The organism is Paenibacillus sp. P4_A9, from assembly GCF_056402415.1.
Genome location: NZ_JBFUHL010000025.1, coordinates 1 through 17,504, shown reverse-complemented (window position 1 = coordinate 17,504; position 17,504 = coordinate 1). Strand labels below are relative to the sequence as shown.

General features: G+C 42.4%; 14 protein-coding genes and 1 pseudogene. 13 read left to right on the top strand and 2 right to left on the bottom strand.

What is annotated here, in order from left to right:
* Positions 1–26 precede the first annotated feature (26 nt).
* The gene (locus AC1DVJ_RS16810) at positions 27–1,214 is read right to left on the bottom strand and encodes a ParM/StbA family protein (protein WP_477592387.1); all 1,188 of its coding nucleotides are present in this window, start codon (positions 1,212–1,214) and stop codon (positions 27–29) included.
* Positions 1,215–2,356: 1,142 nt separating this feature from the next.
* Between AC1DVJ_RS16810 and AC1DVJ_RS16805 the strand changes: the two genes are divergently transcribed.
* The gene (locus AC1DVJ_RS16805) at positions 2,357–3,052 is read left to right on the top strand and encodes a hypothetical protein (protein WP_477592386.1); all 696 of its coding nucleotides are present in this window, start codon (positions 2,357–2,359) and stop codon (positions 3,050–3,052) included.
* A 181-nt stretch (positions 3,053–3,233) separates the two neighbouring features.
* Here AC1DVJ_RS16805 and AC1DVJ_RS16800 read toward each other — a convergent pair whose 3' ends face one another.
* Positions 3,234–3,878, bottom strand: a complete 645-nt coding sequence (locus tag AC1DVJ_RS16800) for a hypothetical protein (RefSeq protein WP_477592385.1) — start codon at positions 3,876–3,878, stop codon at positions 3,234–3,236.
* A 1,117-nt stretch (positions 3,879–4,995) separates the two neighbouring features.
* Here AC1DVJ_RS16800 and AC1DVJ_RS16795 point away from each other — a divergent pair.
* The 12 genes and pseudogenes from AC1DVJ_RS16795 to AC1DVJ_RS16740 all read left to right on the top strand — a co-directional run.
* Entirely contained in the window at positions 4,996–5,403 is a 408-nt protein-coding gene (locus tag AC1DVJ_RS16795; protein WP_477592384.1) for a hypothetical protein, read from the top strand.
* Between the two features lie 867 nt (positions 5,404–6,270).
* Positions 6,271–6,879, top strand: coding sequence for a chromate transporter (locus AC1DVJ_RS16790; protein WP_477592383.1), 609 nt, complete (start codon positions 6,271–6,273; stop codon positions 6,877–6,879).
* Positions 6,880–6,892: 13 nt separating this feature from the next.
* Positions 6,893–7,435 carry a chromate transporter gene (locus AC1DVJ_RS16785; protein ID WP_477592382.1) on the top strand — a complete coding sequence of 181 codons (543 nt, stop codon included), beginning with the start codon at positions 6,893–6,895 and terminating at the stop codon, positions 7,433–7,435.
* 128 nt (positions 7,436–7,563) lie between these two features.
* A pseudogene (locus AC1DVJ_RS16780) lies at positions 7,564–8,302 on the top strand (formylglycine-generating enzyme family protein); the annotation flags it as partial.
* Positions 8,303–8,474: 172 nt separating this feature from the next.
* Positions 8,475–9,107, top strand: a complete 633-nt coding sequence (locus AC1DVJ_RS16775; RefSeq protein ID WP_477592381.1) for a sulfatase-like hydrolase/transferase — start codon at positions 8,475–8,477, stop codon at positions 9,105–9,107.
* Positions 9,005–9,967, top strand: a complete 963-nt coding sequence (locus AC1DVJ_RS16770) for a sulfatase-like hydrolase/transferase (protein WP_477592444.1) — start codon at positions 9,005–9,007, stop codon at positions 9,965–9,967. The genes AC1DVJ_RS16775 and AC1DVJ_RS16770 overlap by 103 nt, the downstream gene beginning before the upstream one ends.
* A gap of 724 nt (positions 9,968–10,691) precedes the next feature.
* Positions 10,692–12,158, top strand: coding sequence for an ABC transporter substrate-binding protein (locus AC1DVJ_RS16765; RefSeq protein ID WP_477592380.1), 1,467 nt, complete (start codon positions 10,692–10,694; stop codon positions 12,156–12,158).
* A 152-nt stretch (positions 12,159–12,310) separates the two neighbouring features.
* A complete protein-coding gene (locus tag AC1DVJ_RS16760) occupies positions 12,311–13,273 on the top strand; it encodes a cupin (RefSeq protein WP_477592379.1) in 963 nt (320 codons plus the stop codon).
* Between the two features lie 5 nt (positions 13,274–13,278).
* Positions 13,279–13,506 carry a DUF1450 domain-containing protein gene (locus tag AC1DVJ_RS16755; protein ID WP_477592378.1) on the top strand — a complete coding sequence of 76 codons (228 nt, stop codon included), beginning with the start codon at positions 13,279–13,281 and terminating at the stop codon, positions 13,504–13,506.
* A gap of 60 nt (positions 13,507–13,566) precedes the next feature.
* Positions 13,567–15,102: a response regulator transcription factor gene (locus AC1DVJ_RS16750; RefSeq protein ID WP_477592443.1), complete on the top strand. Its 1,536-nt coding sequence runs from the start codon at positions 13,567–13,569 to the stop codon at positions 15,100–15,102.
* Complete coding sequence (locus tag AC1DVJ_RS16745) at positions 15,102–16,844, top strand: cache domain-containing sensor histidine kinase (protein ID WP_477592377.1); 1,743 nt, start codon at positions 15,102–15,104, stop codon at positions 16,842–16,844. Before AC1DVJ_RS16750 ends, AC1DVJ_RS16745 begins: the two co-directional genes overlap by 1 nt.
* Positions 16,845–16,954: 110 nt before the next feature.
* On the top strand, positions 16,955–17,504 hold a 550-nt coding region (locus AC1DVJ_RS16740), incomplete at its 3' end, for an ABC transporter substrate-binding protein (RefSeq protein WP_477592376.1).

Sequence of the window (17,504 nt, the reverse complement as noted above, 5' to 3'; positions counted from 1 at the left end):
ACCCCCCCTCACATTCTATGGCGAGACTAGTTCTGCTGTTTGATATAATTTGCGATCAAGTATGAGCGTGAAGTGATATATGGAGATTCTTTCAAAAGTTCTGTCTCAGGCAGCATGTATCCCTTCGTATCTTTGAAGTAGTAGTACGCAAACAAGATTCCGCCGCCAACCAATGGGAACGTCTCGATCTTAGGAGCTTTTTCGGCCCAGAACATTTCGAGTTTATTGTAAACCGCATCGAAGTATTCCTTCATGCGCTTAAGTACTATCTCGGTTACATCGAGATTCTTCACGCGCTGCCAAGACACTTTGAAATAAGGATTATCGCCCTTAATAATAATAGCAACACCTGGAATGATTACGTCATTAAGGAATTCTTCACGATTAGTGTACATGACAGGTTCTTTACCGTTTTTAATAAATAATTCTTTAACATCGTCAAATTCTTTTAGTTCAAAGATGTCTTGGATCATGGCATCAATGTACTTGTTTGTTCCCAACTGAATATTTGTGCTCACATAACCATTTAACCCATCTACATCATAAAGAGCCAAATCGGTTGTTCCTGCACCCAGGTCACCTAGCGCAAATTCCTCGCCTACTTCATTTGCGCGTGGTCTAGCTACCAATTTGTTCTTACGGATATCAAATTTTAATCCAAAAGAACTCGTAACGCCCTCAACATGAACCTGTCCATCTTGAATATTTAAAGTGACTGTTTTTCCGGCATATTTGCCATCCATGAAAGAGATTGTATGGGTGCCGATATAACGCTGCAGCACATGAGCTGCATCAATTCTTTTATGCTCTTCAATTGGTAAACCACCTGAATAATCCATATCTGTTTCTGTCTTACCAACTTTAAGCGCTGCGATTGCAAGGCCTGTCAATGTCGTAACCGTATGTAGTTCGCTATTGTGCTTATCAGAAGATTCTGCGTCCGGTTGCAACATGCCTGGTTTGTTCCGCGCCCAATCTCCGACGAAATAGTATGTACTGTTAAGGGATTTTGAATGAATCCGAACTTGGAGTCTTTCAGTATCACCATATTCTTTTTGTTGGGTATTGCTGCTGAAGGGATCGCTCTTTTCACTAGCTGGTGCACAGACAGTTGAAATTGCAAAGCTCTCAATTGTTCCTTCTTCATTAATGTAGCTAACCTTAGTGCTGGTATTGCCCGGATCAATTCCTGTGATTAACTTTTTCACTACCATTTGAAGGCCTCCTATGAAATTGGATAAATTAAGCAACGAATGCCTTAATTATAGCACACAAAAAATAGTTTAACCATAGTTTAAACTAGCAATAAACTATTATAAACTATCAATAGTTTAAACTATTGATAGTTTATAAATTTAATAACTTCGTTATGGATTTTACACTTCTCAAACAGAAATTAAATATCCCGGCTATCCCTCCCCCATTGTGTGTGGGTGTTATTAATCATTATCTACAGGATAGATCGTGAGGTGAGCTCTCCCTCCCCTATCCTATTCTCTTCATGCTGCTGATAGTCGATCGGTGGGAACCTTCCAGAAGGCTAATAGAGATAACTGATGGGAGGCTTCCAGATTGCCCTTGTTGTCAACCGCTACCCATTTCAACTCACAGAATTGTGTTATAAAACGACTTTTACTAATGGCTTTAGCGATAAAGCGAAAGAATTAGTGTTGGGGATTTGCTCTATCCCCCCTATCCTATTGCTTCAAACACTTATAAATTTGCACTTATTGATCGCTTTTCGCATAAAATGGTAGGCTGCTGGTATCTGGTAACCTCTTAGAAGGGTTCTGAGTGGGAACTTACTGGTAAGTGAGAACCTTCTAGAAAGGCGAAACGGGTAGATTACTAGGAGGTGGAAACCTACTGGTAAGTCAATATTACCCTACTAACTTTAATTGGTAGTCTCCTAAAAATAAAACGGTAGATTACTAATCAATTTTTATAACCTACCATAACAAAATTAAGGGAGGTTATAATATGGCGGTAATCTACCTATCTAATTTGGTAACCTCTTTATTTCATTTAGTAACCTCTTAATAGTAGATTACTAGAAGTTGGTAGATGCTTATTATGTCATTCAAGAAGATTTACTTTCTAATCTACATTCACCCTATTGGAAAATGAAGTGACAGATGTTAAACTCATAGAAAGTGGTAATCTACCAGGAAGTCGATGGTAGACTTCCAAATCATGTAGGGTGGTAGTGTGAATTTTTACAGAGAAGTCACGAATGGGACAAAAGTTATTGAGCACTATTCTAGGGAACTCCGATTCAGATCGATAAGTCCCACGGAATAGGAGGACATAGATCGTTTTAGTTAAGATAATATACAATTAGGGGAAGTGATACCAAATGGATTTAGGAATGCATTGGACCATCGGTAGGGCTAAGGAGCATCTTGAGAAAGAGGAAGGGATATCGATCCCACCTCAGACCCTAAGAAACTGGTTTAACGAATTACACGATTCTAAAGTTCATACTCTGAAACGGAACCAGAGGGGCGAACGTGTGCTTGATGAAAATGATATCGCTATAGCAAAATATATTCATGCAGCAAGAGAAAAAAGCTTATCTGTTAAAGCGTTAGTTCCATTTATCCAGCAAACTTTTCCAGTACAATATGTAAACGAAGATGACGAGCAGAAACTTTCTGTATATCTGGACCAAGAAGTCATCGTCGAACAGCTTGGCTTAATGGTAGAGCAACTTGGTTTAAAGATGGAAGAGAAGTTAATTCGGGTAAAGGAAGAGATGGAAGCCAAACAGAAATTATTGCTTCCCGCTCCCAATATTGTAAGTGCTGAACAACGAAGCTCAGCTGTAGATGTTAGGCTAGCTGAGTTAAGTATGAGAAAGCGTCTTAGAGATCAAGCAGATAAGGAATGGACTAAGAACCCGGTTAAAAAGTGGTTTCGGGAAGATAAAGAACAAAAAGCAAAGTTCATTGAAGAATACGTTGAGACTAAATTGGTAGAAGAATTAATTAATTATAAAAATGAAATTCAAACGACAATTACTCAAGCAAATGAACAAATCATAAAGGAATAAGCTTTCAAAAAAGACCTGGTACTTGGTTGATTTGCCTAGTCTTTTTTTAATGCAAATAAATGCTCGTAATTTATGTTATGTAAACAAATTAGAATTTTGATTAGAGTGGGGTAGTAGTAAGGGAAGGGGAGAGGGTACGATGACAGATGCTACAAATCCTATAAGACCTTTTGCTTGCCGCTCATAATAAATCCCGCGAACGTCGATGAGGAAAGCGAAAAGCTATATGTGGAGTCATCTTCGTAGCTTTCAACAACGATTCCTTTATATGAACTTGTGCTAATTCCGCTAAGAATTCCTTAGGATTATCTGACAAGGCATCTGAAGAAGCATTGCCTTGAATCATTACATTCCAAATACCCTTAATGATCTGTTTATTTAATCGTGTAGTTACTTGCTCCTGCCACTTCAAGAGATGCTTTTGAGCAACACTACCTGATGCATCCAGACGCAACACCGTATAACAAGATGACTGCCCAGCTGGACTTGCTACAGTTAGCGTCATGATCGCGCCAGGTTCAACCTCGGATTTCACGGAATAAATCCCTTGCTGCGAAGGAAGTGCCTCGTTATTCGAATAAGTAAATCCCAGTTCTCTTGATAAGCTCTCGCCCGCGGCGATAATTTTGCTATTTTCACTCTCACATTTTCCGAAATAACTGGTGAATTTAAAAGTAACCTTAGGATCAGATTGCATAAAAGGCTTCACCACGTTTATCAGCAGTTGTGCATCTTGCTCGGTCTGTGCGTCAACATGACGGATCCATCCGAAAAAAAGTCCAACGATTGCTAAACACAGGATGGCTTGGGTCCAACGTTTCCGCATGAAAAAGCACCTCTTTACTAGAATCTATTACTCTAGTAAAAGGATGCCCTAATCTATCAAATGCTAAGTAAAACCTGGACATACAAAATATAAACGAATCAATTTTTGTTTCGTTTATAGCAAATCATCCAAGCATGTAAATGCTGAAGATGGAGGTCTAGAGCAGATCGTTTAAAGAATAGGTACACTTGCTTTGTTGCCACAAGTTGAATAAATAATCGCTTCTGAAGTAAATAAATCGACTCGATCGAATAGATTTAATGAGATTGATCATTGTCAATCTGTTATGACTTAGTGCTTTCAGTAATGAGGGAAGCAACTTGCGGTCTGTACCAATGAAATATACTAAGATGGATTTCTTATTATACAAAATACTGATGCTCAATTAATATCATCTCCTAAGAAGTTTCCTAGTTGCTCTATAAAAAACACAACTTCGTAAGGTTATCACGGAGGCGATGAAAAGTTACTCGAATTTCAGGGTCGAAATATGGTTTTTATATATTGTTGGGGAGAGTGAACATGAAGTTTATCCTTGATACAGCTGGAGATCATAATTTTTGGGAGCCTGTCTCTAAGCTGGCTTCTTTTTTGCATTGCAATCGATGAGTGATCCCACACAAAGGGAGGCAGGCAATTTACCGTGGATCAAACCGAGAACCCTTTTATTAAAAGATCGACTATCCAGGATTGGAGATACAGACCCTGTGGTAATGTTATCCAATGAGTTTTTTATTATATCGTTGATGTAAAATAGAATAGAGGGCTGATGTTATGACTGCTTTTCTATTCGTAAACTCTAGTAAGAACTCTAGTATAGAATGATAGAATTCCGGGAATGCTATTTTCTATGGAGGTGTATTACTATGGCACTTATAAAGAAAAAAGCAATCAACCAATATCATTTTCTTATGTACGTAAAAACAGGAGATAAAAAATACCTAAAGAAAATTAATAAAGATTAGATTCATTTTCCATCAGCTTTCAGTAATCATTAGCCGCCAATATAGGCGGTTTTTATTTGCTTTAATGGCAATTAAATAAAAAGAGGACACTTGAAAAAAACCTAGTTTATGTCTAGGCAGCTTTAACTTTACAACCGGTTGTCCCACAGAAGGTGCATGTTAAAAGAGTATTCATCTCACCAACAGGCATTAATGCGTTTGAGATCGAAACCTCATGGTTGGGTGATCAGTGGTTGATTTATCCGGAATTGAAAGGAAAGGAAGAGGACGGCAAGTATCCGTTTACTTCAGCACTTAGTCCTGATTATGGCGATCTGATGAAAGTTAATAGGATAGAAGTCTTAAAACTGGCTAATCGAACCTTTATTCAGGCCAGTTTAGTGATTCAAGAGGGATCTTGGAATGTTGGTAGGATAAACTATGGAACGGAAGAGCGATTGGTACATGGTGAATTGTTTTTTCGGAATATAGAAGGAGACACGATTACTCGGATTCCTTACTCATCTTGGATGCGGGCTGGGAAATTTGTTACCACCTTGTTGATTTGGCCGCCACGATGATGATTTTGTCTGATGACTGACAAGAACATGCCGAACAAATTCCATGATAACAAGCAAAAGAATAAGGGGAAATAATGGTGTATGACAGAGGCTTTTTGTTCGCTATTTAATTCGGGTACGCGGGAGATGTTTTTTACAGCTTAAACGAGGAAGGTTGATCGTCCGCTTTTAGAAACAACCCTTGCTATCGTCATCTGCAGAAGAGAATGTTGATGGTGTTGATGGTGGAACAATTGCAAATATTACTTCGGCATTAGGCAGGCCTGTGGTCTGTCTCTCGTCGAAGACATGAATCAATCATGATATCACGAAGTGGTAGGTCTAAGTTCCATTTCTGACCATTCATTGTTGGAAATGTTTGATTGCATGGCAATGATTTATCGAGAAAAGCAAATCTAATAATCTATCATATTGAGTATAGCCCTTCTGAATATTAGAAAGGGCTATTTCTGTTCACAACTATTGTCCTGTATTTGAAACGTTTGGATCTCCTTAGCGACTTTGATTAATAAGCTTATTACTTGCATCGATATGCCTCTTTTCGGCTTCCGAGACAACTTCCTGTTCGGCTATACACTGATATAGCGCTTTTTCTGAGGTATGCCTGATATTTGGTTATCCATTATGTTACTTTTTATTGGTAGCTAGAAACGAACGAATCCTAATTACCTTTCTATCAAATTGATATAAACAAAATTATTTCATATTAATCGGATTTGAAATAATGTTGATATAATGGTGTTAATCGCTTAAAATAGCTATATGGTCTATAGTTATTATTCAAATTCCGAAATCATAATTCCAACATGGAATAAAGGTGTTGTAATTGAGAAATTTTCAACGTCATCTTGCAAAGGGGATATAGGGATGAAAAAGAAAAGTGAATTACTATGGTCTATATTTATAACTTTTCTTAAAATCGGACCGGTTACGTTCGGCGGGGGCTACGCGATGATACCGGTCATCGAAAGAGAAGTGGTGGAGAAGCGCAAATGGCTGCAAACTAAGGATATTGCGGATATTTTTGCGGTTGCGGAATCGATTCCGGGCGCGATTGCCATTAATTCAGCCACTTTCATCGGTTACCGGATTGCGGGAATCAGAGGCGCGCTCGCTGCTATGTTCGGGATTTTGCTGCCGACCTTTTGTATTATTGTTCTTTTGTCAATCTTTTTCCTTCAAATGAAGGATCACCCCAAAATGGAAGCCGCATTCGTAGCGATTCGGGCGACAATCGTGGCATTAATCGCATACGCAGCCATAAAAATCGGGAAAACCGCCGTAGTGGATAAGACCTCGGTTGGCTTAATTGCCTTGACGGTAATTCTTATGTATTTTGGACATTCGTTAATCCATCCCGTGCTCCTTATCTTAGGCGGAGCGATAGCCGGCATTGTCATTGTCCTAATAAGACAAAAGCTTGGCTGGAAAACACATTTGAAGCAAGAGGAGCAAGTACTTGATTACATGATCTAAAGGGGATGCCGCCATGTTGCTGCTTGAATTGTTTATCACGTTCTTTATGATCGGCTTTGTATCCTTTGGCGGCGGATATGCTATGATCCCTCTTATTCAAGAAGATGTCGTTAATCGTCATGGGTGGCTGGATATGCAACAGTTTACGGATATCATTGCGGTTGCGGGGATGTCTCCAGGACCGATTGCCACGAATATTGCTATCTTTATCGGCATGCAGGAGGCTGGTTTGCCCGGGGCTGTCATAGCTGCCGTCGGCATGGTATTACCTTCTCTTCTCATTATCGTTGGAGTTGGCATGGTGTACTTTCGGATTTACCAGAACAAGTGGCTGCAGTCCTCATTCTATGGCTTGCGTTCCATCATTACGGGGCTAATCATCTATGCTGCTATTATGTTCGCCGTCAATAACGGTCTGGTCTCCTCGCTGTCCTGGTTTACAGTAAGCCAACTGTTGATTTTCATCGGATCGCTCGCAGCACTGCTGATCTTCCGTAAACACCCTGTAAACATTATTATAGTATCAGGACTTGTCGGCATAGCCGTCTACAGCTAGATGTACACTTCGCCATTGGGGGGCAGGGAGTTGGACTACTACCATCATGCTGCGCAGCAGCCAGGGAAGCTTCTCAAGCAAGAGATCAACAGATACATTTGCAGGTCAAGAAGACGAAAGCCGTTAATATGCCGACTTGGGTCGACATGATAACGGTTCCAAAGGGAACGTTCACGATAGGAACCGATGCTCAAGACGGATTTCCTGCGGACGGAGAAGGGCCAACGCGTCAGGTAACGGTCGATGAGTTTCAAATAACGCCTTATTCAGTTACAAACGTAGATTTCCAGCTTTTCGTCGAAGCCACTGGGTATGTGACAGAAGCGGAGCGTTTTGGCTGGTCGTACGTTTTTCATTTACTAGCATCTGAAGAAACTAAAAAACGGGTCGCGAATGTGCCGCAGGCTGTGCCGTGGTGGCTGGTCGTCTCCTGAGGGTCCCGACTCGAGTATCGCCGATCGATTCGATCACCCAGTCGTTCATGTATCCTGGAACGATGCCGACGCTTATTGCCGCTGGGCGGGGGTGCGTTTGCCGACAGAGGCGGAGTGGGAGTATGCGGCGCGCGGAGGGTTGGAGCGAAAAACATATCCTTGGGGCGACTTATTGAAGCCTGACAACGAGCATCGATGCAATATTTGGCAAGGAAAGTTTCCGATTAAGAATAATTCAAGCGACGGCTACCTGGGAACTGCCCCAGTAAATGCCTATAAGCCGAACCGTTATGGCCTTTACAATATGTTAGGTAATGTGTGGGAGTGGTGCCAGGACTGGTTCAGTCCCGCTTATCATCGACAAACCTCAGGGACAAATCCGCTATTTAAGCAGTCGACGGGCAAGCGGTCGATGCGAGGGGCTCGACTTCTGCGACCATGTTCACTATAAGGAAGAAATAAGGAAACTGCAGGCTGCTTTTATTTCGGGGTATTGGAAGCTAAGTTCAGCTAAAGTAAGGCGCAAGTAAACATTGCTCCTCCAAAGATGAATGATGTTTATTTGGTATCATCTATTAGGGTAGAAAGAAATTGGAGGATGGAACATGAAACAACCCCATATTATTTTAATCACGACGGACCAGATGCGAGCTGATGTGCTAGGTGTAGCAGGAAATGATGTGATTCAAACGCCTCATTTGGATATGTTAGCAAGAAGAGGAACCCGATTTGAACAAGCGTATTCTGCCACTCCTGTATGTATTCCTGCGCGTGCAACCATCATGACAGGACTGGAAGGACATAGTCTCGGATTGACATACTATAAAGAAGGGTTCGAGTTGCCTGTTGAAGAAACGTTGCCACGTCATTTAGGGCAGGCTGGATATGAAACTCGAGTCGTGGGTAAGATGCACACCTATCCCGAACGTCGCCACTATGGTTTCGACAGCATGCTTCTGTGTGAGGAAGGGCGGAGGTTTGGTCAGGGAGAAGGCAAGAATTATGGTTACGATGATTATGAGCAGTGGTTGACAGAGCAGGGTTACTCAGGTCAAGCGTTTGCTCATGGTATCGCGGCGAATGAATATGCCATGTCGCCATGGCATCTGCCAGATCAGTTGCACCAACGGAATGGATTGCCCAAGAGTCATGCAAAGCAATTAAGAGGCGTGACTGGACGAGACCCCTCTTTCTATGGGCATCGTTCACTGCTCCACATCCGCCAATCACACCGCTGATGCGAGACTTGTGTTTGTATGAGCCAGAGGAAATGCCGAAGCAGCATATAGGAGATTGGGCAGGTCGGCACTCCGTCTATCACGAGCGAAATGTCGCCAAGCACGGGGGTGAATTACGTACGGACAAACAGAGGAGACAGGCGATACGCGGCTATTATGCCTCCATAACACAAGTGGACAGAGCGATCAACCGTATTCTCGGAACACTGCGGGAAGAGGGGCTCTCAGATCATACTTGGATCCTGTTCACCTCGGACCACGGCGATAATATGGGGGATCATCGACTTTGGTTTAAATCCAACTTCACACAGGGGGCTTGCCGTATCCCATTCATTGTAACACCGCCAATCCTAGGTGATTTAGATGAACAAGTGACTGAGGGCTGGACCCCTGGACAAGTGAGTGATGCCCCAATTGGTTTGCAAGATGTATTGCCCACAATCCTAGACATCGCTGGTGTGCCAATTCCAGCAACTATTGACGGCAGGAGCTTGCTTCCGTTAGTACGGGAGCCTGTTAGTGAACCTGTGCGGGACGTTATACTTGGCGAATTCGGCAGGACTGGGGAGCGGTCGCTCATGCTGACGGATGGCAAATGGAAATATATATGGTTCGAAGAAGATGGTGTGGAACTGCTCTTTCATATAGCCGAGGATGCGAATGAACTTTATGATCTATGCGCAAACCATCCTCAACAATTACTTACTTGGAGACAGAAATTAGTTCAAATACTAGCACAACGTCAAGAGGATCCTGCCATACACGAAGGGGAATTGACAGCATCTTTTCCCGGAAAATCGTTAACAACCATGCAAAAGGCTCGTATGGTAAGCGATAGCAACCCTCGTGGGCAGCATTAGCAGCAGTACCCTTTTGATAAGGAGAAGATCTATTAGAAATGACCCAAATCAGCATACAGAAATCAATGATGAATATCCGTACAACATATGGAGTAAGGATAACAATTATGTGTATAAACCTAAAGGCGGGGCTGTAACGGATCGACGATCGGTTATCGTCTTTATCATGGTGGCGCTGGAAGGCAGAATCTCAAACCAGCTTTGAGGCAGTGTTTGTATTTTGTACCTCGAGGAATCGTAGCCATATTGGTGGCGTAAAGGCTGGATGGACCCGTCTTTGCAACTGAAGACGCGATTGATGCTTTCAATTATGTATTTGATACGCAAGTGAGCTAGGGATTGATACGCAGGAATTGACGAACAATAGAGTAGGCGGGATCCGTCTGCTCTTTTTTGTTCGTTTTTTTATGACCAAATGGGGGGTATTCGATATGATGGACAATGTTTCTTTTATTCGTAACATCTCGACTTCAGAGAGAGGCGTAGTTTGAAAGCGCGAACATGATAGGGGTCGTCGACTGTATGCTACAAGATAGACCCAATCATAGAAGCTAGGCTCAATTAGGGAACTTATTAGTTGAAGCCAAGAAGTTGAATTCACGATCGGGGATATTAGTTTCTACGGCAACCATTTCACATCTAGGGTGCCTACTAAAAGCGCTTACATAAATGTAGAATGATCTTGTAAACGTATAAAATATTGATTCTGGAGGGGGTTGTAAGAATGAAAATTAAACAAACAGCGAGTCGGATGATCGTTCTGATGTTGACGACTCAAGTCATTCTTGCGGGATGCTCAAATGGTAGCCCGACGTCGACGGACGCGGCTGGAGACAAAGGGACGACAGAACAGAAGCCAGTCACGTTAAAGCTATTCTCGTCGAATGGTCAGTTTAACAAGGGGTTCTTCGGATACAAAGAAGTTGAGGCATTCATGAAAGCGAATCCAAACATTAAGGTTGAGGTCACTTACGCGAATGGTAAACAGTGGGTGGATACGTTTCAGGCGTTAGCTGCTACGAATGAGCTGCCGGATGTCTTCCAACCGCAAACCTTTACTTTCTCTGAATTGTTGCAAAATAAATGGATTCAGCCACTAGATGGGTTAGTCCCAGCTGATTTCAAGAGTAGGTTTGGTGAAGGGACATTTCTGCAAGGAACGAATATGAACGAGGGCAAAATTTACACGTTCCCACGCATTGTCTCCAAGAAAGGGCGAGAGCTTGTCTATAACAAAGATGTTATGAAAAAGGCAGGGCTTGACCCAGAGAAACCACCGAAAACGTGGGATGAGCTTTATCAAATGTCCAAGCAGATCAAAGAAAAAACAGGCATTGCTGGTTTGGTTATGCCGTTGAAAGAGTCGGATGGTTTCATAGATATGCTGGCTATGGCGACTCCGTATCAACCCACGTTGGATCAAGGTTTCGACTTGAAGGAAGGGCGATATGCGTATGATTCGCCAGCAATTATTAAAACATTCGAATTTATTAACAAGATGAATAAGGAAGGATTGCTCCATCCGAATTCGACGACGCTGGGATTGACAGACGCCCAAGGGGTGTTCGCCAATAAACAAGCGGCATTTACGATCAATCAACATTGGATTGTTCGAGTTCTCGAGTTTGAATTAGATAAGGTAAAAGATTTCGGGATCGCGGATGTACCAGCGCCTGAAGCGGGAATGAAGTTCACACAGCTTGGAAGCAGCGCGGATCAGAATGCTTATATTTCTTCAACAACGAAGCATCCGAAGGAAGCAGCTATGCTGATCGATTGGCTGAGCTCCAAAGACTATTACACGCGCCAAATGAAGGAAGACTATTTAATTGCACCTATTCCGGACGTAACGAAAGTTGCGGCGAACTTCCCTAAGCCTGAGTTGAAGGATTTGGCAGACTCGTACACCCGTACGGTGATTGAGAAACCAGTTCCAGAGAAGAAGAGTGAAGTTACCGAAGTAAGGAAACTAGAGGCTGCGAGCGCGAAGCCTAAACCAGCTTGGTGGGAAGTGATGCAAGCTGCGCTCTTGGGTAAAGGGGACGTCAAGGTTGAATTACAGAAGTATTCCGCAGGTATGAATAAACGTCTTGATGATGCTATCAAACAAGCTCAGGACAAGGGGCTGAAGGTATCGAAAGAAGATTTCGCATCTCCACAGTTTGATGGGTTGAAAGATTTTAAAAACTAAGGACATAAAACGTCTGTCTTCCTTGTCAAACATAGGAGACAGACGTTTTATGTAGATTGTGTCTACAGGAGTGCCGATTAAGGCACATGACTATTTTCCTTTTCAGGTTGATAAATATGAAATTTTCAAGAGATATATGGGAGGTTATGCAAATGTCTTTACCCGATCAGCTAGGTCAATCATCCACTGAAAGTGTGAACGAAATTTGGAGCAAAGATGCACGTTTCTACGAATATACAACCGCGGCAGATCCAATTGGAGATGGTACGATTAGTCCAATCCCCCTTAAAGAGTTCGGGCCAGGCTTATACCAAACGGGCGAAACACGTATGATTACACTAGATCTCTCCAAAGAATTGGGCACGGAGTATCCTGCAACAAGCCCATCCCTTCTTGCGCACTTCATTCGCATCGTTGCAGGGGATTTTATCGATACGCAGCCAAATGCAACTAGCGAACTATACTTTATTATTTCCGGTGCGGGCTCTACAGTAGTTAACGGCGAAATGATAGAATGGAAGAAAGGTGACTTCTTAACGCTTCCGTCTGGTTCAATCAGTCGTCACTTCGCACAAGAGGATACGACAATTTATTACATCCTAGATACGCCACTGCTTGATTATCTTGGGGTACAAGCGTCCAAAGCACGGTTTAAACCACTGCTATTTACCGCTGAAGCGATCCATTCTAAATTGGAAGAAGTCTTAAATGCACCGGATGCTCATTTGAAAAACCGCATCTCCATTTTACTAAATAATAAAGTATTTGATCAAACCCTAACCATTACCCATGTGCTATGGGCGATGTCCGGTATCGTACCCGTGGGTTCGAACCAAGCTCCGCATAGCCATAAGTCTGTAGCACTCGACTTTGTTGTTTATGCATCTCCAGGCACTTATACGTTAGTTGGCGATAAAGTGGACCCGATCAGCAAGCAGATCATCGATCCTATCCGGGTTGACTGGGTATCAGGTAAGGCTTTTGTGACGCCTCCAGGTTTGTGGCATTCCCATCACAACGAATCCAACGAGGCAGCTTTCATTATTCCGATCCAGGATGCAGGACTACAAACCTATCTTCGTACATTAGATATCCAATTCTTACACTACGATTAAGAGGGATGAGAGTCGTTAAGTTTTGTGAACGTAACCTTCAATCAACTGGTACCGATGAAGTCATAAAGCTGCTGCAACGCGAATACCAAGATGAAGTTGAGGTTCGCGTTGTTGACTGCTTCAGGCGGTGCTTGCGGTGCCGGGAACTTCCATTTTGCCGTATTCAGTTAACCACACTGGAGGCGGACGATGTTGCGGACTTAGTTGAACAAATAAAGAGAATAATATCATAAGATAATCGCAGAATAAGATGATTGCCTTAAAACTTTATGTGCTTGTTATGAAGGGGGGGGATTTGTATTTATACAATTCTGATTGCTGAAGATGAACATTTAATTCGATCACACATCGTACATCTCATACATAATTACTTGCAGGAATTTGTTGAAGTAGTGGAGGCTTCTTCTGGTGAGGAAGCTATGCTTTACTTGGATAGAGAAGAGCCAGATATTTTACTGACAGATATTCGAATGCCGGGAGCGAACGGTCTTGAATTAATTCGATACGCGAAAGAATATTACCCTGATCTCCCGTGTATTGTGCTTACTGGCTTTCAGGAATTTGAATTAGTTCGGGAGGCATTACAGCTTGGGAGCCTTGGATATCTATTAAAGCCGGTTACATCCAATGAACTTATTGAAATTTTACATAGAGCTGTGAAAACTCGGAAAAAAAGTAAGACATACGCTGCTTTGTTTCCCCAATTTGAGTTGGAACCTTACTTTGTAAAGGCATTGGAAGGGGATGATGAAGACAACCTCAGCTTTGCGGACAAAGCCAAGCAATATATATCCTTCGCTTCTGAACAAGAGCCTAAAGCGATAATTGCTGTGGATGATCATGTGTCTAGGCAGCGGCTATTAGAAGCAGTGTCTAGCAAGAAGGGGATTGTATTTGGTACGCGATATTTGGCTTATGCCGTCATCTTAATTTTACCGACGGGCTGGACTAACGATAGGCTGCGCGAGGAAGTTCAGAAGCTGTCGCTGCTAATGGTGGAGAATCATGAGAAACCTCCAGCGATTGGGATAAGTAGTTTTTTTTATAAGTGGGAAGATTCTCTTGATAGATATCAAGAGGCTTTTCGGCATTATGCGCCGAGATTTTATTGGAAGGGTCAATGGATTGCCGGTCCAGCCGACGCCCAACGCTATGAGATGAACAGGAATGTCCTCACGACTGAAACGCAATTAAGGATAGATAAGATGGAAGCAGCCTTTCAATCTAACGCCTTTACGGAAGTAGAGCAACATATTGAGGAATGGTTGGATATCGTGGTGAAAGATGCATGGTTTATAACGGATGTGCATAACTTCTGTGCCCGCCTGCTTCGCAGACTATTAAATGTTTATTCGAACGATCAGCTTGAATTAATGGGGCTGCAAAGTTGGAATGCTATGCAGTGGGTTACCAAACGGAGGACGGTCGACGCATTACGAAATGATGTAGTGGAATTCCTAAAGGGAATTGTTCGTCACACCCAGCATTACTCAGGAAATATACAATCGGTCGTGGCCAAAGTTCAGGGGATTATTAATCGGGACTATGGAAATCCGGAGTTATCGATTCTGAGATTAGCTGAAGAACTTTACATTAGCCCCTCCCACCTATCAACTGTGTTCAAGAAGAAAACGGGCAAGCACTTTAGTCAGTATGTAACAGACATACGTATGGAAAAAGCTCGGCAACTTCTTCACGAAGACCGTCTAAAGTCATATGAAGTAGCAGTAGCTATTGGCTACAATAATGAGAAAGCGTTCTCCAGAGCGTTTCGTCGTCAGTTTGGTGTATCTCCACAAAATTATAAGAAACAAAGTGGGCTTCGTTAATGAAATTAAAAATATCCCTTCGATTTAAATTACTTGCCGTGTTTGTGCTGCTAATCACGATGACTGGAGGCATCATTGGTGTAGCCACGTTTATCAATTGGGAACGTTCGGCTGAACAAGATGCCATACGGTTGTCTCAACAAGTGCTATACAGTAAGAAAAATTACACGGAGCAGTATTTGGATGAACGAATACGTTCTACTTTGCAGATTTGGTTCCAAAAGGATGTCGAGGCATTTATCCAAGCTGGATTGGAACCCGATCCCCAGATCATTAATCAAGCAGCACGTGTATTAGAGAATGAGATGCATCTAAAACAGGATTTGTCAGCTATCTTCCTTTATTCAGAGAATGGCAGAGTCGTCTATCATTCATCGGAGACTACATTAAATTATTCGATCAATACAGGTTCACTATTGCCAAAAACAAAAAAGACACAACCACTAATTTTATCGCCCCACCTGCAAGATTATTTCATTCAAGGTCAAAGAGTAATCTCAATTATTCGTGGTGTGACAGAGGGCGGACAGCAAATCCCGCATCATTACATCATGATGGATATTCACATGGACGTGTTTCAAAAATTAGTAGACGCAACCCTTTGGAACAAAGGGTATGTGTTTATTGTCGATGGGGAAGGCAAATTTGTGTATCATCCGAATCCTGATTTTATTGGACACCCCTTTTCGTTACATAATGAAGAGAGAATAGAGCAGTCTTACTTTTTTAGTAAGTATGAAGGCAAGCAGATGCTGTTCACTGCATTGAAAGGCGATATTTCTGGATGGACATACTACGGTGCGGTCTCTGAAGAAAATTTGCGAAGCGATATTATCAAAAATCGGAACTTGACGTTAGCTGTGATTAGCCTGCTGATCATAGTTGCTACAGTTGTTACCTTTTACACAGCATCTAGAATTACTCGTCCATTAATCGAGTTAAAGCAGATGATGGCTAAGGTGGAAACGGGGAATTTCACCGTGTCGATTCCTGTACGCAGTAACGATGAAATTGGCTTCCTTACGTCAAGCTTTAATCGTATGACAATGCGTTTAGAAGAAATGACACGCGAAGTGTACCTGTCTCGTATTAACGAAACGGAAGCGGCTCTAAAGCGATTGCAAGCGCAAATCAATCCTCATTTTCTTTACAATACATTAGAAGCCATTCATGCTTTGGCAGCATTGGAAGGCATTAAACCGATTCAGAAAATTGTCAGATCATTGGCTACTTTGTTCCGCTACAACATTAGTCAAGAGGAGAGACTTGTCACTGTGAACGAGGAAATTCACTATCTAAAGGTTTATCTAGATATCCAGCAAGTTAGGTTTCAAGATAAGTTTCAAATGAATATCACAGTGGATCCGGCGATTCAGTCTATGCAGGTATTGAAATTTATATTGCAGCCATTGGTTGAGAATTCGTTCACTCATGGTCTGGAACCGAAATCAGGACAAGGTGGATGCTGGATTTCGGTATTGGATGAGGAATCCAGCGTGCGGATTCGCATCTCCGACAACGGCGTAGGAATGAGTGCTGCTCAATTGGAAACGGTCCAAAAGGCGTTAAGCAACTCGGAGTCAGTTAGGAACCGTTATCAGGGGAGGAGTATCGGCTTAGTCAATGTCCATCAACGATTGAAGCTTCATTACGGTGATTTGTACACGATGAAAATCGAATCCACGCCGAATGAGGGGACATTAATTGAAATTGTCATTCCTAAAGAAAATGATCTGGGATGATCGTTTCTACAGCAACTATTTCACATGTAGGATGCCTACTAAAAGCGCTTACAAGAAGGTAAAATTACCTTGTAAACATATAAAATGTTGACTCAAAGGGGGTTTAAAGAATGAAGATTAAACAAACAGCGAGCCGGATGATCGTTCTGATGTTGACGACTCAAGTCATTCTTGCGGGTTGCTCAGATGGTAGCCCGACGTCAACGGACGCGGCTGGAAACAAGGGGACAGAAAAGAAGTCAGTCACGTTGAAGCTATTCTCGTCGAGTGGTCAGTTTAACAAGGGGTTCTTCGGGTACAAAGAAGTTGAGGCATTCATGAAAGCGAATCCAAACATTAAAGTTGAGGTCACATACGCGAATGGTAAACAGTGGGTGGATACGTTTCAGGCGTTAGCTGCAACGAATGAGCTGCCAGATGTCTTCCAACCGACAACTTTTACTTTCTCCGAATTGTTGCAAAATAAATGGATTCAGCCACTAGACGGGCTAGTCCCAGCTGATTTCAAAAGTAGGTTTGGTGAAGGGACATTTCTGCAAGGAACGAATATGAATGATGGCAAAATATACACGTTCCCACGCATTGTCGCCAAGAAAGGACGAGAGCTTGTCTATAACAAAGATGTTATGAAAAAGGCAGGGCTTGACCCAGAGAAACCAC

Bases quoted from the DNA above. Each gene is read 5' to 3' on its own strand.
- AC1DVJ_RS16790 (WP_477592383.1), top strand. From the start codon at position 6,271: ATGAAAAAGAAAAGTGAATTACTATGGTCTATATTTATAACTTTTCTT.
- AC1DVJ_RS16755 (WP_477592378.1), top strand. From the start codon at position 13,279: ATGAGAGTCGTTAAGTTTTGTGAACGTAACCTTCAATCAACTGGTACC.
- AC1DVJ_RS16765 (WP_477592380.1), top strand. From the start codon at position 10,692: ATGAAAATTAAACAAACAGCGAGTCGGATGATCGTTCTGATGTTGACG.
- AC1DVJ_RS16745 (WP_477592377.1), top strand. From the start codon at position 15,102: ATGAAATTAAAAATATCCCTTCGATTTAAATTACTTGCCGTGTTTGTG.
- AC1DVJ_RS16775 (WP_477592381.1), top strand. From the start codon at position 8,475: ATGAAACAACCCCATATTATTTTAATCACGACGGACCAGATGCGAGCT.
- AC1DVJ_RS16760 (WP_477592379.1), top strand. From the start codon at position 12,311: ATGTCTTTACCCGATCAGCTAGGTCAATCATCCACTGAAAGTGTGAAC.
- AC1DVJ_RS16785 (WP_477592382.1), top strand. From the start codon at position 6,893: ATGTTGCTGCTTGAATTGTTTATCACGTTCTTTATGATCGGCTTTGTA.
- AC1DVJ_RS16810 (WP_477592387.1), bottom strand. From the start codon at position 1,214: ATGGTAGTGAAAAAGTTAATCACAGGAATTGATCCGGGCAATACCAGC.
- AC1DVJ_RS16800 (WP_477592385.1), bottom strand. From the start codon at position 3,878: ATGCGGAAACGTTGGACCCAAGCCATCCTGTGTTTAGCAATCGTTGGA.
- AC1DVJ_RS16805 (WP_477592386.1), top strand. From the start codon at position 2,357: ATGGATTTAGGAATGCATTGGACCATCGGTAGGGCTAAGGAGCATCTT.